Raw genomic sequence first — 16,085 nt, 5'->3', positions numbered from 1 at the left:
CCTGATGCTGCGTTACATCTGGTGGGCGATCCGGCTCGCGGTCCTTCTCGTCGTGGTGCTGTTCCTGCACTACACGCTGCCCCAGCGGGACATCGTCTACGTCACCGGGGTCGAGATCAAGCTGGAGCAGTTCGGCGAGAACTCGATCTTCTGGGCCTCCCCCGACAGCGGCGCCGCCTCCGACGGCGGCATGGTGGAGCGGGACGTGCGCTTCATCGACACCGTCCAGCGGGACGGCGACGTGATGGTCTACCGCAACGAGGATACCGGGGTCTGGCCGCCCTACTTCAAGTTCGATTCGTCGAACCTGCAGGCCGAGGCGCGCGACCTCGTCTCCACCCGGGACGCGCCGCAATGGGTGGTGATGACCCATTACGGCTGGCGCATCCCGTTCCTGACGGCGTTCCCGAACGCGGTCGGCGTCCGGCCGATCGACGATCCGGACGTGACGCTGATCCCCTGGCTGAACATCGCGATCATCGTGGTGCTGATCGCGATCTGGTGGGCGATCCGGGTGCGCTGGAAGCGCCTCCGCCGGGCGCGGATCGACCCGTCCCTGCGCAACGCGGACGCCGCCCTGGCGGAGCGCCGGGCGGGCATGCAGAGCTGGCTGCGCAGCTGGCGGCGTCGGTGAGCGGGGACGCCGGATGACGCTCGCGGGGCGCCTGACGGGCGCCCGCATCGCCCCGCCCGCCATCCCCTCCGGGGCGCTCCGGCCGCGGCCGGGTCCCCGGGGGCGGGTGTCCGGACTCTGCTGGGGAGGCGGTTCAGGGGCAGGTGTGCCCTGAACGCGCCTGTTCGATGGTTTGTGCGATTCGCCGGAGCGTCAAGGAGTCCCGGCTTCGCCGGCGCGCTGCGCGCGTCCTTGACCCTCCGTCGAATCGCGGCGGGGGTACTCCGGGGCGGGTCTTGGGGACGCGGCGGTCAGGCGGCGAGCCAGGCGCCGAGAGCGTCGAGCCCGAGGCGGGTGCCGTGTATGCGCTCATCCAGGTCCTGCCGGCCGTCGAGCAGGACGATCTGTTCGGTCCAGATGAGGCGGGTCGCCGCGCCCTCGGCCTCGAAGGTCAGGGTGACCAGCGAGGCGGAGAGGCGCGCGTCGTTCACGCTCATCGCGTGGGCGTAGACGATGCGCGCCTCCGGCACGGCGTCGAGGTAGGTCGCCTCCATCAGGTGGCGGCCGCCCGCGGGGGTCACGACCAGGCTGCGCTCGTGTCCGCCGGGGCGGCAGTCGAGCGCGTACTCGACCGTCCGCCAGTCGGCGTGGCAGGCGAACCAGCGGCGTTTGGTGTCCGCATCCGCGAAGGCGCGCCAGGCGCGGGGGAGCGGCGCGGGCAGGTGGCGCGGGACGGTAAAGGTGTGGTGGGCGGTCTCGGTCATTCGGACCCGTCCTCGGTCAGCATCTGGCTGAGCCGGTCCAGCTGCCGCTCCACCCGGCGGCGGCGGATCGCGACCCAGCTCTCCAGGTCGGCAAAGGCGGTGGCCGAGAGGCGGAAGGTGCGCACCCGGCCGGTCTTGTCGGACGCCACCAGGCCAGCCTCCTGCAGCTGCGCCAGGTGCTTGACCGCCGAGGGCAGGGCCAGACCGGCGGGGGCGGCGATCTCGCTGACCGTGCGCGGGCCCTCGGCCGCCAGCTGGTCCAGCATCGCCCGGCGGCGGGGATCGGAGAGGGCGCGGAAGGTCGCGTCGAGGTGGAGGGCGGCGTCAGGCATCGGGAGACCAGAGGTCGGGGGGCAGGCGCTTTCCGCTTTCGGAAAGCATCACTCGCCGTAGGGGACCCAGACCGTCTTCACCTCGGTCGCGGCGTCCAGGAAGGCGCGGCCCTCGCCCTCGGGGCCGCTCCAGTCGCGGGCGCGGCCGTAATCGACCCAGGTCCGCTTGAGGTTGCCGGCGCTGGCCTTCTCGATACCGGCCGACAGGTCGGTGGAGGAGAAGCTCCAGACAGCGTCGACCTCCAGATGGCCGGCGAGGGTCGGCGCCAGCTCGGCATGGCTGCCGGTGAGGATGTTCACGACGCCGGCGGGGACGTCGGAGGTTTCCAGCACCTGGTAGAGGTCGGTGGCGGCGAGCGGAAACGGCTCGCTTGCCACCGCGACGACGCGGTTGCCCATCGCGATCGCGGGGGCCACCGTCGAGACGAGGCCGAGGAGGGGGGCCTCGTCGGGGCACAGCATCCCGATCGCGCCCACCGGCTCGCGCAGGGCGAGCGCGAGACCGCGGAGGGGGACGCCCTTCGCCTCGCCATCGAATTTGTCGGCCCAGGCGGCGCAGGTGAACAGGCGCCGGACCGACGCCTCGACCTCGGCCTCGCCGGACGCGCCGGTCATGTCCTTGAGCCGCCGCGCGAACTCGTCCGCCCGGGCCGACAGGTTCTCGGCCAGGTAGTAGAGGATCTGCGCCCGCAGGTGCCCGGTGGTGCCGGACCAGCCTTTCGCGGCGTGCGCCGCCTCGACCGCGTTGCGCACGTCCTTGCGGTTCGCCAGCGGCACGTGGCCGAGGAGGGCGCCCTTGGGGCCGTGGACGGCGCGGGAATAGCCGCCGTCGGGGCGCGCCTGCTTGCCGCCGATGTAGAGCTTGGCGGTGCGGTCGATGCCGGCCGGGGGCGCGCCTTCGCCGGTGTAGGGCGCGACGGGCTTCAGGCGGGATGGCCGGCGGTCGGGGCGCAGGTAGGCGCCCAGCCCCTCCCAGCCGCCCTCGCGGCCGAAGCCGCTCTCGCGGATGCCGCCGAACGGGGCGGCGGCGTCGAACATGTTGGTGCCGTTCACCCAGACCACCCCGGCCTTCAGCCGCGGCGCCACGCCGAGGGCGAGGTTGACGTTCTCGCTCCACAGCGTCGCGGCGAGGCCGTAGCGGGTGTTGTTCGCCAGTTCCACCGCCTCGTCCGGGGTGCGGAAGGTGGTGGAGACGAGGACCGGGCCGAAGATCTCCTCCTGCATCAGCGGGGACGAGGTGCTGAGGCCGGTGATCAGCGTCGGCGGGTAGTAGCAGCCGTTCGCGGGCATCGGGACGTTGGCGCGGCGGACCTCGCCTTCGGTGTTGGCGTCGACCATCTCGGTGATCGCGCGCAGCTGCACCGGGTCGACCACCGCGCCCACGTCGATGCACTTGTCGAGCGGGTCGCCGACGCGCAGCCGGTCCATGCGCGTCGTCAGCTTGTCGTAGAACCGTTCGGCCACGCCCTCCTGCACCAGCAGGCGCGAGCCGGCGCAGCAGACCTGGCCCTGGTTGAACCAGATCGCGTCGACCAGGCCCTCGACCGCGCTGTCGAGGTCGGCGTCGTCGAAGACGATGTAGGGCGACTTGCCCCCCAGCTCGAGCGTGAGCGGGATACCGCGGCCCGCCGTCGCCTCGCGGATGCGGCGGCCGACCTCGGTGGAGCCGGTGAAGGCGATCTTGTCGACCTCCGCCGCGACGAGGGCCGCGCCGGTCTCGCCGTCGCCGGTGACGATGTTGACGACGCCGGGGGGTACGCCGGCCTCGGCGCAGATCTCGGCGAAGACCATTGCGGAGAGGGAGGTATATTCGGCCGGCTTCAGGACGACCGTGTTTCCGGCGGCCAGCGCCGGGGCGATCTTCCACGCCAGCATGAGGAGCGGGAAGTTCCACGGGATGATCTGGCCGCAGACGCCGTGGGGGACCATGCCGGGGCGTTCGGACTCCAGGAGCTGGGCGAGGCCGGCATGGTGGTAGAAGTGCCGGATCGCGAGGGGGACGTCGATGTCCCGGCTCTCGCGGATCGGCTTGCCGTTGTCGAGCGTCTCGATGACCGCCAGCAGGCGGGACTGCTTCTGCATGCCGCGGGCGATGGCGTAGAGGATGCGGGCGCGGGCATGGGCGCCGGCCTTCCACCAGCCGGGCTGCGCCTTGCGGGCGGCCTTAACCGCGGCGTCCACCTCGGCGGCGGTGCATTTGGTCAGGCCCGCGAGGCGTTCGCCGGTGGCGGGGTTGCGGCTCTCTATGTCGGCGCGCAAGGAGCCCCACTTGCCGTTCACGAACGGCCCGGCCATGCCGCCCTTCGCCTCGATCCAGGCGAGCGCTTCCTTTGCGCTTTCGGGGGCGGGGCCGTACTCCATGCTGTCGAAGATTTCCTTTATGGTCATGGGCAGGACCTCGTGCGGAGGGCGGCCCCCGGCCGCGGGCGGGGGAGAAGCCCCCGCCCGGGGGGGCGGTCGGGGGCTGCCCGGCGTTCCGCCGGGCGGGACATCGGCGTGTCGTTCCGCTTCATGCCAGCGCGTGGCGCCAGCCGGCGGAATAGGCGCCTGTGACGTGGTGCTCCAGCTGCCGCTCGATGTCGCCGAGCAGCGACGAGGCGCCGAAGCGGAAGAGGTCGGGGCGCAGCCAGCGGTCGCCGAGCTCGTCCTTGATGAGGGTGAGGTACGTCAGCGCGTCCTTCGCCTTGGAGATGCCGCCGGCGGGCTTGTAGCCGACCTTCACGCCGGTGCGGGCCTCGTAGTCGCGGATCGCGCGGATCATCGTCAGGCTGACGGGCAGGGTGGCGTTCACGCTCTCCTTGCCGGTGGAGGTCTTGATGAAGTCGGCGCCGGCCATCATGCAGACGAGGCTGGCGCGGGCCACGTTGCGCAGCGTGCCGAGCTCGCCGGTCGCGAGGATCGCCTTCACGTGGGCCTCGCCGCAGGCGGCGCGCATCTCCGCCATCTCGTCGTAGAGGGCCTGCCAGTTGCCGGTCAGGACGTGGCGGCGCGAGATGACGATGTCGATCTCCTTCGCGCCGGCGGCGACGCTCTCGCCGATCTCGGCGATGCGCAGGCGGAACGGCGACAGGCCCGCGGGAAAGCCGGTGGAGACGGCGGCGACGGGGATGCCGCTGCCGTCCAGCGCGTCCACCGCCGTCGCCACCATGTCGTGATAGACGCAGACCGCGCCGACGGTGAGGTCCGGCAGGCCGATCGCGTCGAGGATGCGGGGCGAGACGGGCTGGCGGGCCTTGGCGCATAGGCGCCGGACGCGGCCGTCGGTGTCGTCGCCGGCGAGCGTGGTGAGGTCGATGAGGCTGACGGCGCGGGCCAGCCAGGCGGCCTGCCACTCCTTCTTCACGCTGCGGCGGCCGGGCAGGGTGGCGGCGCGGCGCTCGATCGCGGAGGTGTTGGCCTGCACCGACGCGACCCAGTCGAGGTCGAGCGGCATGCCCTCGTTCCGCGGCTCGTGCAGCTGCGGCAGGTGCGCGCCGGCGGTGCCCGTGCGGTCCGTGTCCGTCGTGTGGGTGTCCATCGGGTGCCTCCGCGAAGCCGACCGGGCAAGGGTGGCATCGGGGCGGCGCCTTGGCAAGGTTTGACCGGATGGTCAAATTATCGGGGAGGTGGGTCGTGCCAAGAGAGGTCCCGGGTCAGGCCCGGGACGGGTGGAGGCAGCGGGGCGCCCGGCCCGCCAGGAAATCCCGCCCCGGCCCCCGAGCCGGGGCCTCGCGCAATTGAAGAGCGACGCCTCAGACCGCCTTCTCGAAGAACACCCGCGCGAACGGACCCTGCTGCGCGCGGTGGGTCTCGCGCCAGCCGAGGCGGGCGTAGATCGCCCGGTTCTCGGTCATCTTCTCGTGGGTGTAGAGCCGGATCAGGGCGTAACCCCGCGCCCGCGCCTCGGCCTCCGCCGCCTCCAGCAGCGCCCGGCCGAGGCCGCGGCCCCGGGCCGACGCCGCCACCGCGACGTTGTCGAGCATCAGCGCCTCCGGCTCGTCGATCAGGACCAACACGCCCTCGATTCCTTCGCCCTCGGGCACGAAGACGCAGCCCTCCGCGATCAGCGCGGCGTAATTCTCGCCCATCGGCGCAGGCTCGCGACCGATCCGGGCGACGTAGGGCGCGTAGGCCTCGCGCACGAGCGCGCGGATCGCCTCCGCCTCATCCGGCCGGGCGCGGCGCAGCTTCATCGGCCCGGCTGCGCCAGTTCGCGCTGGAAGCGGCGGCGGTACTGGGCGGGAGTCAGGCCGTGGGCGGCGCGGAACAGCTTGTGGAAGTGGCTGAGGTTCGGAATGCCGCACTCGGCCGCGATCTCGGACAGGCTATCGGAGGAGCCGGCGAGGCGACGGGCGGCGAAGGCCATGCGCTGGCCGTTGATGTAGTCCGACGGCGTCTGTCCGGTGAAGCGGCGCATCGTGCGGCTGACATGCGGGTGCGCCCGCCCGGCGATCCGGGCGAAGCCGGCGGCGCCCTCGCGGAACACCTGCGGCTCCTTCGCCGCCGACAGCGCACGGGCGAGCCAGTCGGGCGCGCCGTCGGGCAGCGGCACCTCGCGGTCGACCAGCTGGGCGCACAGCGGCAGCAGGAATGCCTCGGCCTCGAGCGCGGTCTCGGCCGCGCGCTCCAGCCGCAGCGCGGCCTGGTTCAAGGCGGCGAGGGGGCGGGGGTCGAGGTGGGCGAGGCGCGGCGCCGGGTCGTCGGTCCAGAAGAGCCGCCCCTCCAGGCCCGGGTGCCGGGCGCCGAGGCCGGCCACGATCCCGTCCGCCAGCGTGACCGAGACGACCATCGGCGTCTCGCCCTTGCCCTGCAGGCCGTAGCCCTCGCCCGCGCGCAGGAACAGCACGTCGCCCTCGGTCAGGTCGCGGCGGCCGGTGTCGTGGTGCAGGCGGACGCGGTCGTTCTGGATCCAGACGACGGTCGGGTGCGGCGCCGGGGTGAGGTCGCGCGGGCGGCCCTTCGCCAGCGTCGCGCGCATCAGGTGGAAGGCGCGGCCCGGCCCGACGAGGCGGGCGGCGGGGGCGTCGGGGGCGGGTTCAGGGGCGGCCATGGCAGGCGCGAGTATCGCACGGGATGCTGCGTCGCGGCAACGGTTCGCTTGACGAGGCGGCACCTCCGGCCGGTCCCGCAAGCCGTGACACGCCCGTCCGCCCGCGCTATCGCGGTGGCGCCAAGAGGGAGCCCGCCCATGACCGACCGTCCCGTCCTCATCGCCCCGTCGATCCTGTCCGCCGACTTCGCCGATTTCGGCCGCGAGATCCGCGCGGTGGAGGCGCAGGGCGCCGACTGGGTCCATGTCGACGTGATGGACGGGCACTTCGTGCCGAACCTCACCTTCGGCCCGCCGGCGGTGAAGGCGTTCCGCCGGCACGTGACGACGGTGATGGACGTGCACCTGATGATCGCGCCGGTCGACCCGTACATCGAGGCCTTCGCCGAGGCCGGCGCCGACATCCTCACCGCCCATGTCGAGGCGGGGCCGCACATCCACCGGACCCTGCAGGCGATCCGCGGCGCGGGGGTGAAGGCGGGCGTCGCGCTGAACCCCGGCACCCCGGCCGAGGCGGTGGCGCCGCTGATGGACGCCGTCGACCTGGTGCTGGTGATGACCGTCAATCCGGGCTTCGGCGGGCAGTCATTCCTCGACATGAGCGCCAAGATAAGCGCGGTGCGCGGGATGATCGGCGACCGGCCGATCCACCTTCAGGTGGACGGCGGCATCGACCCCTCGACGGCGCCGAAGGCGGTCGCGGCCGGGGCCGACGTCCTCGTCGCCGGGTCGGCGGTGTTCCGGGGCGGCAGCGTGGAGACCGCCGAGGTCTACGGCCGGAACATCCGGGCGATCCGCGACTCGCTCGCCTGATCTGCACATTCCCTGCACGAGCCGCCCGCGCCGTCTGCGCGGGCGGCACCCTATGCCGGTCCGGACAATTCCGGAACGGAAGGCAGGGACATGACGGACATTCACATGGCGGCGCCGGGCGGCCGACGGGCGGCCCGGGCGGTGGGGCTGGCGGTGCTGGTGGCGGCGGCGGACGCGCTGCTGTGGCAGGTGGGCGCGCCGCGGCTGTCGCTGGTGGCGCTGGGCGCGGTGGTGCTCGGGATCGCGCACCTGGCGCGGCGGGAGGTGCCGGGGCGGCGAGGGGCGCTCGGCTGGGCCGGGTTCGCCGTCGGCGCGCTTCCGGTGGTGGAGGAGGCGCAGGCGCTGTCGGTCCTGTCGCTGTGGCTGGGGCTGCTGTTCGGCCTCGCCTGCCTGTCGGCCGCGCCGGTGGGCCGGGCGATGGCGCGGCTGCCGATGGCCGGTCTTTGGCGGGACGGGCGCGACCTGTGGGCCGCCGGGACGGCGCTGTCGGAGGCGCGGCTGGCGCGGGGCGCGCTGCGGCGGGAGCTCGGCGACTGGGGGCCGGCGGTGGCGCTGGGCGTCGTCTTCGCGGCTATGTTCGCGGTCGCCAATCCGCTGCTGGACGACCTCGCGCAGCGGCTGTTCGGCCGGTTCGGCGAAATCGAGCTGCCAGTCGGGCGCGTGGTCTTCTGGACCGTCGCGGCGATGTGGCTGTGGCCGGCGCTGCGGCTGTCGGCGATGGCGGGCATCCTCGACGCGCCTGCGCCGGCGACGGGCCTGGCGGCGCCCGACCTCCTCTCCCCGCGCTCGGTGGCGCGGGCGCTGGTGACGTTCAACCTCCTCTTCGCGGTGCAGAGCGTCAGCGACGTCGCCTACCTCTGGGGCGGCGTGCGCCTGCCCGAGGGGATGACCTACGCCGGCTACGCCCACCGCGGCGCCTATCCGCTGGTCCTGACGGTGCTGCTGGCGGGAGCCTTCGCGCTGGCGGCGGGGCGGCACGCGCGGGCGCCCGCCCTGCGGGGGCTGCTGCTGGCGTGGGTGGCGCAGAACGTGCTGCTGATGGCGTCCTCGGTGCTGCGGCTCGACCTCTACGTGGACGCCTACGGACTGACGCGCCTGCGCGTCGCGGCGTTCGTCTGGATGGGCGTCGTCGCGGCGGGCCTCCTGCTGATGCCGTGGCAGATAGCCCGGGGCCTGCCGCCGGGCTGGCTGGTGCGCCGCGCGGTGGCGGTCGGCGCGGCGGCGACTTGGGCGTGTCTCTTCGTGAACGTGGCGGGCCTTGTCGCGCGGGACCAGCTCGGCCGGGAGGGCGAGATCGACGCGCCCTACGTCTGCGGGCTCGGGCCGGGAGCACTGCCGGCGATCCTGGAGTGGCAGGCGGCCGAGGGGCAGAGGCTGTGCGTGGACAGCTGGACCTTGCTGCCGGTGGTGCGCCCACCGGAGGACTGGCGCGAATGGGGCTACCGGAACTGGCGCCTGCGCCGTAGCCTCGCCGCGCTCGAGGGGCCGGCGGTGCCCCGTCAGTCGCTGCGCGAGGAGGGCGAGGGGTGAGCGGCGAGGCGCTGGTCCTGATCGTCGACGACGACCCCGAGATCCGCGAGGTGCTGCGGATCGCGCTGGCCCGCGCCGGCTATCGCACCTGCGAGGCGGCCGACGGCGCGGCGGCGCTGCGCGAGGCGCGGGGGCGGCGGCCGGACCTCGTCGTGCTCGACATCGGCCTGCCCGAGATGGACGGCCTCGCCGTCTGCCGCCAGCTGCGCGCGACGAGCCGGGTGCCGGTCCTGTTCCTCACCGCCCGCGACGACGAGGTCGACCGCATCCTGGGGCTGGAGATGGGCGCGGACGACTACGTGACCAAGCCGTTCAGCCCCCGCGAGCTGGTGGCGCGGGTGCGGGCGATCCTGTCGCGGACGAACGGCGCGCCGGCGGCGGAGGTGCTGCGGCGGGGCGTGCTGGAGCTGGACACCGGGCGGCACGCGGCCCGGGTGAACGGGGCGGAGGTCGCGCTCACGGCGCGGGAGCTGGAGCTGCTGGCGCGGCTGATGGCGCGGCCCGACCAGGTGATCGCGCGGCCCGCGATGGTGGATGCGATCTGGGGCGCGGGGGTCGGCGTCAGCGACCGGACGGTGGATTCCCACCTGCGCAACCTGCGGGCGAAGCTGGCCGAGGCGGGCTGCGCCGACGCGATCGACACGGTGCACGGCGTGGGCCTCAGGATGGGCGCGTGCCGGGGCGGATAAGAGCCAAGTGGCGGCCGCCGCTGGCGCTGATCCTCGGCGTGACGCTCGGGGCGGTGCTGGCTCTTCCGGCGGCGGGGATCCTGGCGCTGTGGCGGCTGGCGCCGAGCTTGGGCTGGCGCGAGGCGGAGGCGGTGATCGCGTCGGTCATCCTCGTGCTGACCGCGCTGCTGGGCTGGGCGCTCTGGCGCGTCCTCTTGCGCCCGATCCGGGCGCTGGCGGCGCGGGCGACGGGGATCGCCGCCGGCACCGACCGGGCGAGCGAACCGCTGGCGCACTACGGCACGCGCGAGATGCAGCGGCTGGGCCAGGCCGTTCTCGACATGGGCGCGACGCTGGCGGGCCGCGAGGCGGTGCTGCGCACCTACGCCGACCACGCCACGCACGAGCTGCGCTCGCCCCTGACCGCGATCCGGGGTGCGGCGGAGCTGTTGTCCGAGCCGGGGCTGGCCCACGCCGACCGGATGCGCCTCGCCGCCCGGATCGGCACCGCCGCGGCCCGGATGGACGCCCTCCTCGACGCGCAGCGGGCGCTGGCGCGGGCCCGCGAGCCGCGGTTCGTGGGTCGAACGACGCTGGCGGAGGTGGTGCCGGCGCTTCATGGCGGGCCTGAGGTCGCGGTGGAGGGGGCGGACGTGCCGCTGCCGCTGGCGGCGGAGGGGCTGGCGCTGGTGCTTCAGCACCTCGTCGGCAACGCCGCGGCCCACGGCGCGCGCCGGGTGACGCTGACCGCCGCGCCGGGGCGGCTGACGGTGACGGACGACGGACCGGGGGTCAGCGCAGGCAACCGCGGCCGCATCTTCGAGCCGTTCTTCACGACGCGGCGCGAGGCGGGCGGCACCGGCATGGGCCTCGCCATCGTCGCCACGCTGCTGGAAGCGCATGCCGGGACGATCCGGCTCGCGGACGAGGGGCCGGGGGCGCGGTTCGAGGTCTCGTTCCCGTAGGGTGGGTGAAACCCACCGCGGCGCACACGACGGCGGGTCAGGCGCAATTCCCCGCGGGGTCGGCGATGGTGGGTTTCACCCACCCTACGGGCGGCGGCCCCCGGCGCATGGCGAGGGCGCGGCACGTCACGGCGCTGGCTAGTCCTCCGCCGCCATCCTCCGGATCGCCTCCACCCCGCTCTCGCCCAGGGGCACCTTCGCGAACGGGCCGCCCAGCCTCGTGTAGCCCATGTCGTCGGCGCGGGGCGTCCGCTCCTTCGCGGTAATTGCCTCGGCCCAGTCCTCGGCGTTGTCCTGCGGCCGGTAGCCGAGGAAGCGGACGCGGTCGTTGGAGACCGGGGCGCGGGTGTTGGCGGAGACGCCGTAGGCGACCGTGAAGCCGACCACCGCGGTCAGGAGAGACCGCTCCACCAGCTGCACCATGTCGCGATACGACAGCCAGGTGCCGAGGGCGCGGACGTTCTGCGGCTCGGGCGTGCAGGACAGGATGCGCAGGCAGACCGCCTCCAGCCCCCGCTTCTCCCAGTACATCCGGCCCATGTCCTCGGCGAAGCACTTGGACAGGCCGTAGAAGGTGTCGGGCCGGTGGCCGGCGTCGGTGTCGAGGCCGGCCGCGGTCTCGCCGAGGCCGAGGGCGTGGATCGACGAGGCGTAGACGATGCGGCGGGCGCCGGCGCGGTACGCCGCCTCCCAGACGTTGTAGGCGCCGACGTAGTTCGGCCCCAGCAGCGTCTCGAACGGTCCCTCGTCCGGGATCGCGCCGAAATGGACGACCATCTCGGCGCCGTCCATCAGCGGCGCCACCTCGTCCATCTTCGCCAGATCGGCGCGCACGAACGTCTCGTTCGGGGCGAGGTCGTCCGGCGCGTCCACGATGTCGGTGGACACCAGCGCCTCGGTCAGCTTCGCCAGTGCGGGCCGGAGTTCGGTGCCGAGGGCACCGCGGGCGCCGGTGAGGACGATCTTCTTGAGCATCTTGGGGTCCTTTTCAGATGATGGCCGGCTCGCGCAGCGGTCGCCCTTCGGCGATCCGCGCATATCCGAGGTCCGACAGGTCGAGAGAGGTGTAACGGCCGTGGAGCAGCAGCTCGGCGAGGCCGCGGCCGACCGCGGGCGCCTGCTGCAGCCCGTGGCCGGAGAAGCCGTTGGCGAACAGGAAGTTCGGCAGGTCCGGATGGGGGCCGAGGACGGCGTTCTGGTCGAGAAGGTTGTAGGCGTAGTGGCCGACCCAGGAGCGGCGCAGGCGGATGTTCTCGAACGCCGGGACGCGGGCGGCGAGGATCGGCCAGACGTGGGTTTCGAACCGGTCGCCGGGGTCGCGGAAATCGTCGGGCCCGTCCGTCTCGTCCGGGTCCGGCGGGCAGCCGGCCATGAAGCCGGCGCCGTCGGAGCGCACATGGACGCCGGCCGGGTCGATGGTCAGCGGCAGCTCGGCCGCCAGCGGCGCGTCGAACACCCAGGTGAAGCGGCGGCGCGGCTCCACCGGCAGGGAGAGGCCTGCCATCGCGGCGAGCGCGGCGGCGCGGGGGCCGGCGGCGTTGACGAGGAAGCCGCAGGCGATCTCCTGCCCGGTCCCGAGGCGGACCGCCATGACGCGACCGCCCTCGACCAGGGCACCCGTCGCCTCGCCGTGCACGAACTCCACGCCGAGGGCGCGGGCGCGGCGGCGGAACCAGTCGAACATGGTGGCGCCGTCGAACCAGCCCTCGTCGACCGGGTTGTGCGTGCCGAGGAGGACGCCCTCGGGCGAGATGTGGGGCCAGCGTGCAGCGATCTCGTCCGGGGTCAGCAGGCGCGTGGCGCAGCCGAGCCGGGCCTGAAGCGCCTGCGCCTCGCGCAGGCGCGCGGCGCCGGCGTCGGTGCCGGCGAGGTAGAGATAGCCGAAGGACCGCAGGGCGATCGCCGGCGCCTCGGCATCCTCCATCCAGTCGCGGAAGCCGTGGATGAATTCCGCGCCGAAGCGGCTGATCCGCACGTTCACCTCGGTCCCGAACTGCTGGCGGATGCAGGAGTTGGTGTGGGTGGTGGAGGCGTATTCGTAGGAGGGGTCGCGCTCGATCACCAGGATGCGGCCGTCGAACGCGGGGTCGCGGGCCGTCCACCAGGCGATGGCCGCGCCGATCATGCCGCCGCCGACAATGACGACATCGTAGGCGCGGTGCTCGGGGCGGGGGGCGTAGGCCATTTGGGCGGCTCCGGGGGGCGGGTCGGGGCGACCCTAGGGCGGCGGCGCGGCGACCGGAAGGGGCGCGAATGCCGGAGCGGTTTTCGGTCCGATCTCCGGGATGGAGATCGGCGCGCGGGAGCGGCGGGTAAGCCGAACGCCGGAGCGGCTTCTGGGTCAATCTCGGGGACGGAGATCGTCGCCCGGAGCGCGAGGACCGCAGGGCGGGCGTCCGGGGCGATCGGCGCCCCGAATGCGGCGTCAGAAGTCGCGCAGGATCGCCTTCAGGCCCTCGTCGGTCACCAGCGCGGCAGCCTTCCTGGGGCTGACCCACTGCCGGTCGCGGCGGTCGGCCTCGGGGTAGTCCTTGACCACCTTCTGCACCTTGATGGCGTAGACCTTCACCAGCGAGGGCAGCGTCTCGCCGTTGCTGCGGACCTTGACGCTGTAGAACTGGCCGATGGGCTTGCGCGCCGCCTTGCCACGCTTCACGCCCGCCTCTTCCCACGCCTCCGTCAGCGCGGTCTCGCAGCCCGAGCAGCCGTCGATGGGCCAGCCCTTGGGCAGGATCCACCGCCCCTCGGACGAGGTGACCAGCAGCACCTCGCGTCCGTGCTCGCCCTTGCGCCAGCACAGCGCCGCCAGCTGCTTGAGCGGCGCAATGTCGGCGCGGCCATCGGCGGGAAAGTCGTGTCGGAGCGACATGGGGAACCGGAAACCCGAGCTTGTATCCAATGACCTCAACGTAGCGACATATTGAATCCGTTCAATTCAGGTCATCCCGCCTCGCCGCGCCTTTTCGCCCGGAGAGTCGGTTCTGCAACGGTCGGGTCCTCCGGCCAGGGATGGCGAGGATAGCGGCCGCGCATGTCGCGGCGGACGTCGGCATAGGCGCCGGACCAGAAGCCGGGCAGGTCGGTCGTGACCGCAACGGGCCGGCCGGCGGGGGAGAGGAGCGTCACCTTCACCGGGCGGCCGGCGACCGTGGGGTGGCGCGTGGTGCCGAACATCTCCTGCAGGCGGACCTCGATGGCGGGGGTGTCGCCGTCGTAGTCGATGGCGATGTGCCGGCCGAGCGGCGTCTCGACCTTCGCCGGGGCGGCGCGGTCCAGGGCCTGCTGCTGGTCCCAGTCCAGCATCGCGCGGAGGGCGGGCAGGGCGTCGAAGCGGCGCCAGTCGTCTGCGGTGCGCACGCCGGTGAGGTGAGGGGCGAGCCAGTCCTCCAGCGTGGCGAGGAGGGTGGCGTCGTTCATCGCGGGCAGATCCTCGCCCGTGGCGCGGACCATCTCCACCCGCGCGCGGAAGCGCTCGGCGGCGGGGGAGAGGCGCAGGCCGAGGGCGCGGACTCCGTCGCACATGGCGCGGGCGATCTCGTGGCCGGGCACGTCGGTCGCGGGGCGGTCGGCGAGGACGAGGGCGCCGAGGCGCTCCTGCCGGCGGGCGAGGACGCGGTTCTCGCGGCGGGACCAGACGCAGACGTCGGCCCAGGTGATGTCGGCGGCGAAGAGGTCGCGTAGTTCGGCCTCGGAGATGGGCGCGGCCTGGCGGATGCGCGCCTCGCGCGGGTCGCCGTCGGTGTCGGTGGCGACGATCAGGCGCTGCCCGGCGAGCGGGTCGGCGGGGTCGAGGCGCGCGCCCTTGCCGCCGGAGAGCAGGTAGCGGGGATCGTCGCCGGGACGGCGCAGGCCGATCCGGTCGGGGTAGGCGAGGGCGGCCATCGTGCCGGGGGAGAGGGGCGGGCGGTCCTCCAGCCCCTTCGCCAGCCGCTTCGCCTCGTCGCGGGCGCGGGCGAGGGCGGCGGGGTTCGGCTGGCCGGGCAGGTCGCGGCGGCCGGCGAGCGCCGCAAGCCGGGGGGCGAGATCGGCGGGGGCGCCGGTGAGGACGTCGCGCTCGGACAGGAGCGCGGCGAGCGGGGCGGCCTGCCGGCCGGCGGTGCGCAGCATGTGGCCGAGGCGGGGGTGCAGCGGCAGGGCGGCGAGGGCCCGGCCGTGGGGGGTGATGCCGCCGGAGCGGTCGAGGGCGCCGAGAGACCGCAGAAGCGCCTGCGCCTCGGCCAGCGCCGCCTCGGGCGGGGGCGTCAGGAACGGCAGGTCGGCGGCGCCCCACAGCGCCAGCTCCAGCGCCAGCGGGGCGAGGTCGGCGTTCGCGATCTCGGGCGGCGGGTAGGCGGCGAGCGCGCCCTCCTCGCCCTTCGTCCAGAGGCGCAGCGCGATCCCCGGCGCCACCCGGCCGGCGCGGCCGGCGCGCTGGTCGGCCTCGGCGCGGGTCACCTTCTCGGTCACGAGGCGCGACATGCCGGAGCCGGGGTCGAACCGGGCCAGCCGCGCGAGGCCGGCGTCGACGACGACGCGCACGTCCTCGATGGTGAGGGAGGTCTCGGCGATGGCGGTGGAGAGGACGACCTTTCGCCCCGTCTCGGCGGGGCGGATGGCGGCGCGCTGCTCGGCGAAGGGCAGGGCGCCGTAGAGCGGGTGGACCACGACGTCCGGCGGAACGCGGCCGGCGAGGGCGGCGGCGGCGTCGCGGATCTCGCGCTCGCCGGGGAGGAAGACGAGGACGCCGCCGCCGGTCTGCGGCAGCAGGTCCAGCACCGCCTCTGCGGCGGCGCGGCCGGGGCGCTGGTCCTTGGCCGGGCGGTCGAGGTGGCGCACCTCCACCGGGAAGGCGCGGCCCTCGGCGGTGATGCGGGGGGCGGAGTCCATGAGGGTGGCGACCGGCGCGGCGTCGAGGGTCGCGGACATCGTCAGCAGGATCAGGTCGGGCCGCAGCGCGGCGCGGATCTCGAGGCAGAGGGCGAGGCCGAGGTCGGCGTTCAGGCTGCGCTCGTGGAATTCGTCGAAGATGACGGCGCTGATGCCCGGCAACTCGGCGTCGGACTGGATCATCCGGGTCAGGATGCCCTCGGTGACGACCTCGATCCGGGTGCCGGGCGAGACCTTCGTCTCGCCGCGCATCCGGTAGCCGACGGTCTGTCCCGGCGCCTCGCCCAGCGAGGCCGCCATCCTCTCCGCCGCCGCGCGGGCGGCGAGGCGGCGCGGCTCCAGCATCAGGATGCGGCCGTCCGTCAGCCCCGCGTCCAGCATCGCCAGCGGCACGCGCGTCGTCTTGCCCGCGCCCGGCGGCGCCTCCAGCACCGCGCGGCCGTGGGCGCGCAGCGCCTCCACCAGCTGCGGCAGGACGGCGTCGATGGGGAGGGCGTCGGCCATG

15 protein-coding genes are annotated in these 16,085 nt (G+C 74.0%); 5 read left to right on the top strand and 10 right to left on the bottom strand.

Annotated features, from left to right (window positions below; all coding sequences use genetic code 11):
• The first annotated feature begins 4 nt into the window (after positions 1 to 4).
• Positions 5 to 634, top strand: a complete 630-nt coding sequence (locus tag A37W_RS0104460) for a DUF1523 family protein (RefSeq protein ID WP_018301823.1) — start codon at positions 5 to 7, stop codon at positions 632 to 634.
• 290 nt (positions 635 to 924) lie between these two features.
• On the opposite strand, the gene A37W_RS0104455 is transcribed toward A37W_RS0104460, so the two are convergent.
• The 6 genes from A37W_RS0104455 to A37W_RS20970 all read right to left on the bottom strand — a co-directional run bounded on the left by A37W_RS0104455 (position 925) and on the right by A37W_RS20970 (position 6,738).
• Positions 925 to 1,377: an SRPBCC family protein gene (locus A37W_RS0104455; RefSeq protein ID WP_018301822.1), complete on the bottom strand. Its 453-nt coding sequence runs from the start codon at positions 1,375 to 1,377 to the stop codon at positions 925 to 927.
• Positions 1,374 to 1,709: an ArsR/SmtB family transcription factor gene (locus A37W_RS0104450; RefSeq protein ID WP_018301821.1), complete on the bottom strand. Its 336-nt coding sequence runs from the start codon at positions 1,707 to 1,709 to the stop codon at positions 1,374 to 1,376. The genes A37W_RS0104455 and A37W_RS0104450 overlap by 4 nt, the downstream gene beginning before the upstream one ends.
• Positions 1,710 to 1,757: 48 nt before the next feature.
• Positions 1,758 to 4,097, bottom strand: a complete 2,340-nt coding sequence (locus A37W_RS0104445) for an aldehyde dehydrogenase family protein (RefSeq protein ID WP_018301820.1) — start codon at positions 4,095 to 4,097, stop codon at positions 1,758 to 1,760.
• A gap of 121 nt (positions 4,098 to 4,218) precedes the next feature.
• Positions 4,219 to 5,226, bottom strand: a complete 1,008-nt coding sequence (gene deoC / locus A37W_RS0104440) for a deoxyribose-phosphate aldolase (RefSeq protein WP_018301819.1) — start codon at positions 5,224 to 5,226, stop codon at positions 4,219 to 4,221.
• A gap of 214 nt (positions 5,227 to 5,440) precedes the next feature.
• Entirely contained in the window at positions 5,441 to 5,881 is a 441-nt protein-coding gene (locus tag A37W_RS0104435) for a GNAT family N-acetyltransferase (RefSeq protein WP_018301818.1), read from the bottom strand.
• Positions 5,878 to 6,738 carry a helix-turn-helix domain-containing protein gene (locus tag A37W_RS20970; protein WP_018301817.1) on the bottom strand — a complete coding sequence of 287 codons (861 nt, stop codon included), beginning with the start codon at positions 6,736 to 6,738 and terminating at the stop codon, positions 5,878 to 5,880. Before A37W_RS20970 ends, A37W_RS0104435 begins: the two co-directional genes overlap by 4 nt.
• Positions 6,739 to 6,876: 138 nt before the next feature.
• On the opposite strand from A37W_RS20970, the gene rpe reads away from it, so the two are divergent.
• The 4 genes from rpe to A37W_RS0104410 all read left to right on the top strand — a co-directional run bounded on the left by rpe (position 6,877) and on the right by A37W_RS0104410 (position 10,714).
• Positions 6,877 to 7,551: a ribulose-phosphate 3-epimerase gene (gene rpe / locus A37W_RS0104425; protein WP_018301816.1), complete on the top strand. Its 675-nt coding sequence runs from the start codon at positions 6,877 to 6,879 to the stop codon at positions 7,549 to 7,551.
• A 90-nt stretch (positions 7,552 to 7,641) separates the two neighbouring features.
• Positions 7,642 to 9,081, top strand: coding sequence for a DUF4153 domain-containing protein (locus tag A37W_RS20965; RefSeq protein WP_018301815.1), 1,440 nt, complete (start codon positions 7,642 to 7,644; stop codon positions 9,079 to 9,081).
• Positions 9,078 to 9,770, top strand: a complete 693-nt coding sequence (locus tag A37W_RS0104415; protein WP_018301814.1) for a response regulator transcription factor — start codon at positions 9,078 to 9,080, stop codon at positions 9,768 to 9,770. The genes A37W_RS20965 and A37W_RS0104415 overlap by 4 nt, the downstream gene beginning before the upstream one ends.
• Complete coding sequence (locus tag A37W_RS0104410) at positions 9,755 to 10,714, top strand: sensor histidine kinase (RefSeq protein ID WP_018301813.1); 960 nt, start codon at positions 9,755 to 9,757, stop codon at positions 10,712 to 10,714. The genes A37W_RS0104415 and A37W_RS0104410 overlap by 16 nt, the downstream gene beginning before the upstream one ends.
• Before the next feature lie 138 nt (positions 10,715 to 10,852).
• Here A37W_RS0104410 and A37W_RS0104405 read toward each other — a convergent pair whose 3' ends face one another.
• The 4 genes from A37W_RS0104405 to hrpB all read right to left on the bottom strand — a co-directional run bounded on the left by A37W_RS0104405 (position 10,853) and on the right by hrpB (position 16,084).
• Complete coding sequence (locus A37W_RS0104405; protein ID WP_018301812.1) at positions 10,853 to 11,689, bottom strand: NAD-dependent epimerase/dehydratase family protein; 837 nt, start codon at positions 11,687 to 11,689, stop codon at positions 10,853 to 10,855.
• Between the two features lie 13 nt (positions 11,690 to 11,702).
• Entirely contained in the window at positions 11,703 to 12,899 is a 1,197-nt protein-coding gene (locus tag A37W_RS0104400) for an NAD(P)/FAD-dependent oxidoreductase (RefSeq protein ID WP_018301811.1), read from the bottom strand.
• A 240-nt stretch (positions 12,900 to 13,139) separates the two neighbouring features.
• Entirely contained in the window at positions 13,140 to 13,583 is a 444-nt protein-coding gene (locus A37W_RS0104395; RefSeq protein ID WP_018301810.1) for an NUDIX hydrolase, read from the bottom strand.
• Positions 13,584 to 13,654: 71 nt separating this feature from the next.
• The gene (gene hrpB / locus A37W_RS0104390; protein WP_018301809.1) at positions 13,655 to 16,084 is read right to left on the bottom strand and encodes an ATP-dependent helicase HrpB; all 2,430 of its coding nucleotides are present in this window, start codon (positions 16,082 to 16,084) and stop codon (positions 13,655 to 13,657) included.
• Position 16,085 lies beyond the last annotated feature (1 nt).

The sequence above is a fragment of the Wenxinia marina DSM 24838 genome (genome assembly GCF_000379485.1).
Lineage (GTDB): Bacteria > Pseudomonadota > Alphaproteobacteria > Rhodobacterales > Rhodobacteraceae > Wenxinia > Wenxinia marina.
This window is presented reverse-complemented; position numbering and strand designations above follow the sequence as displayed.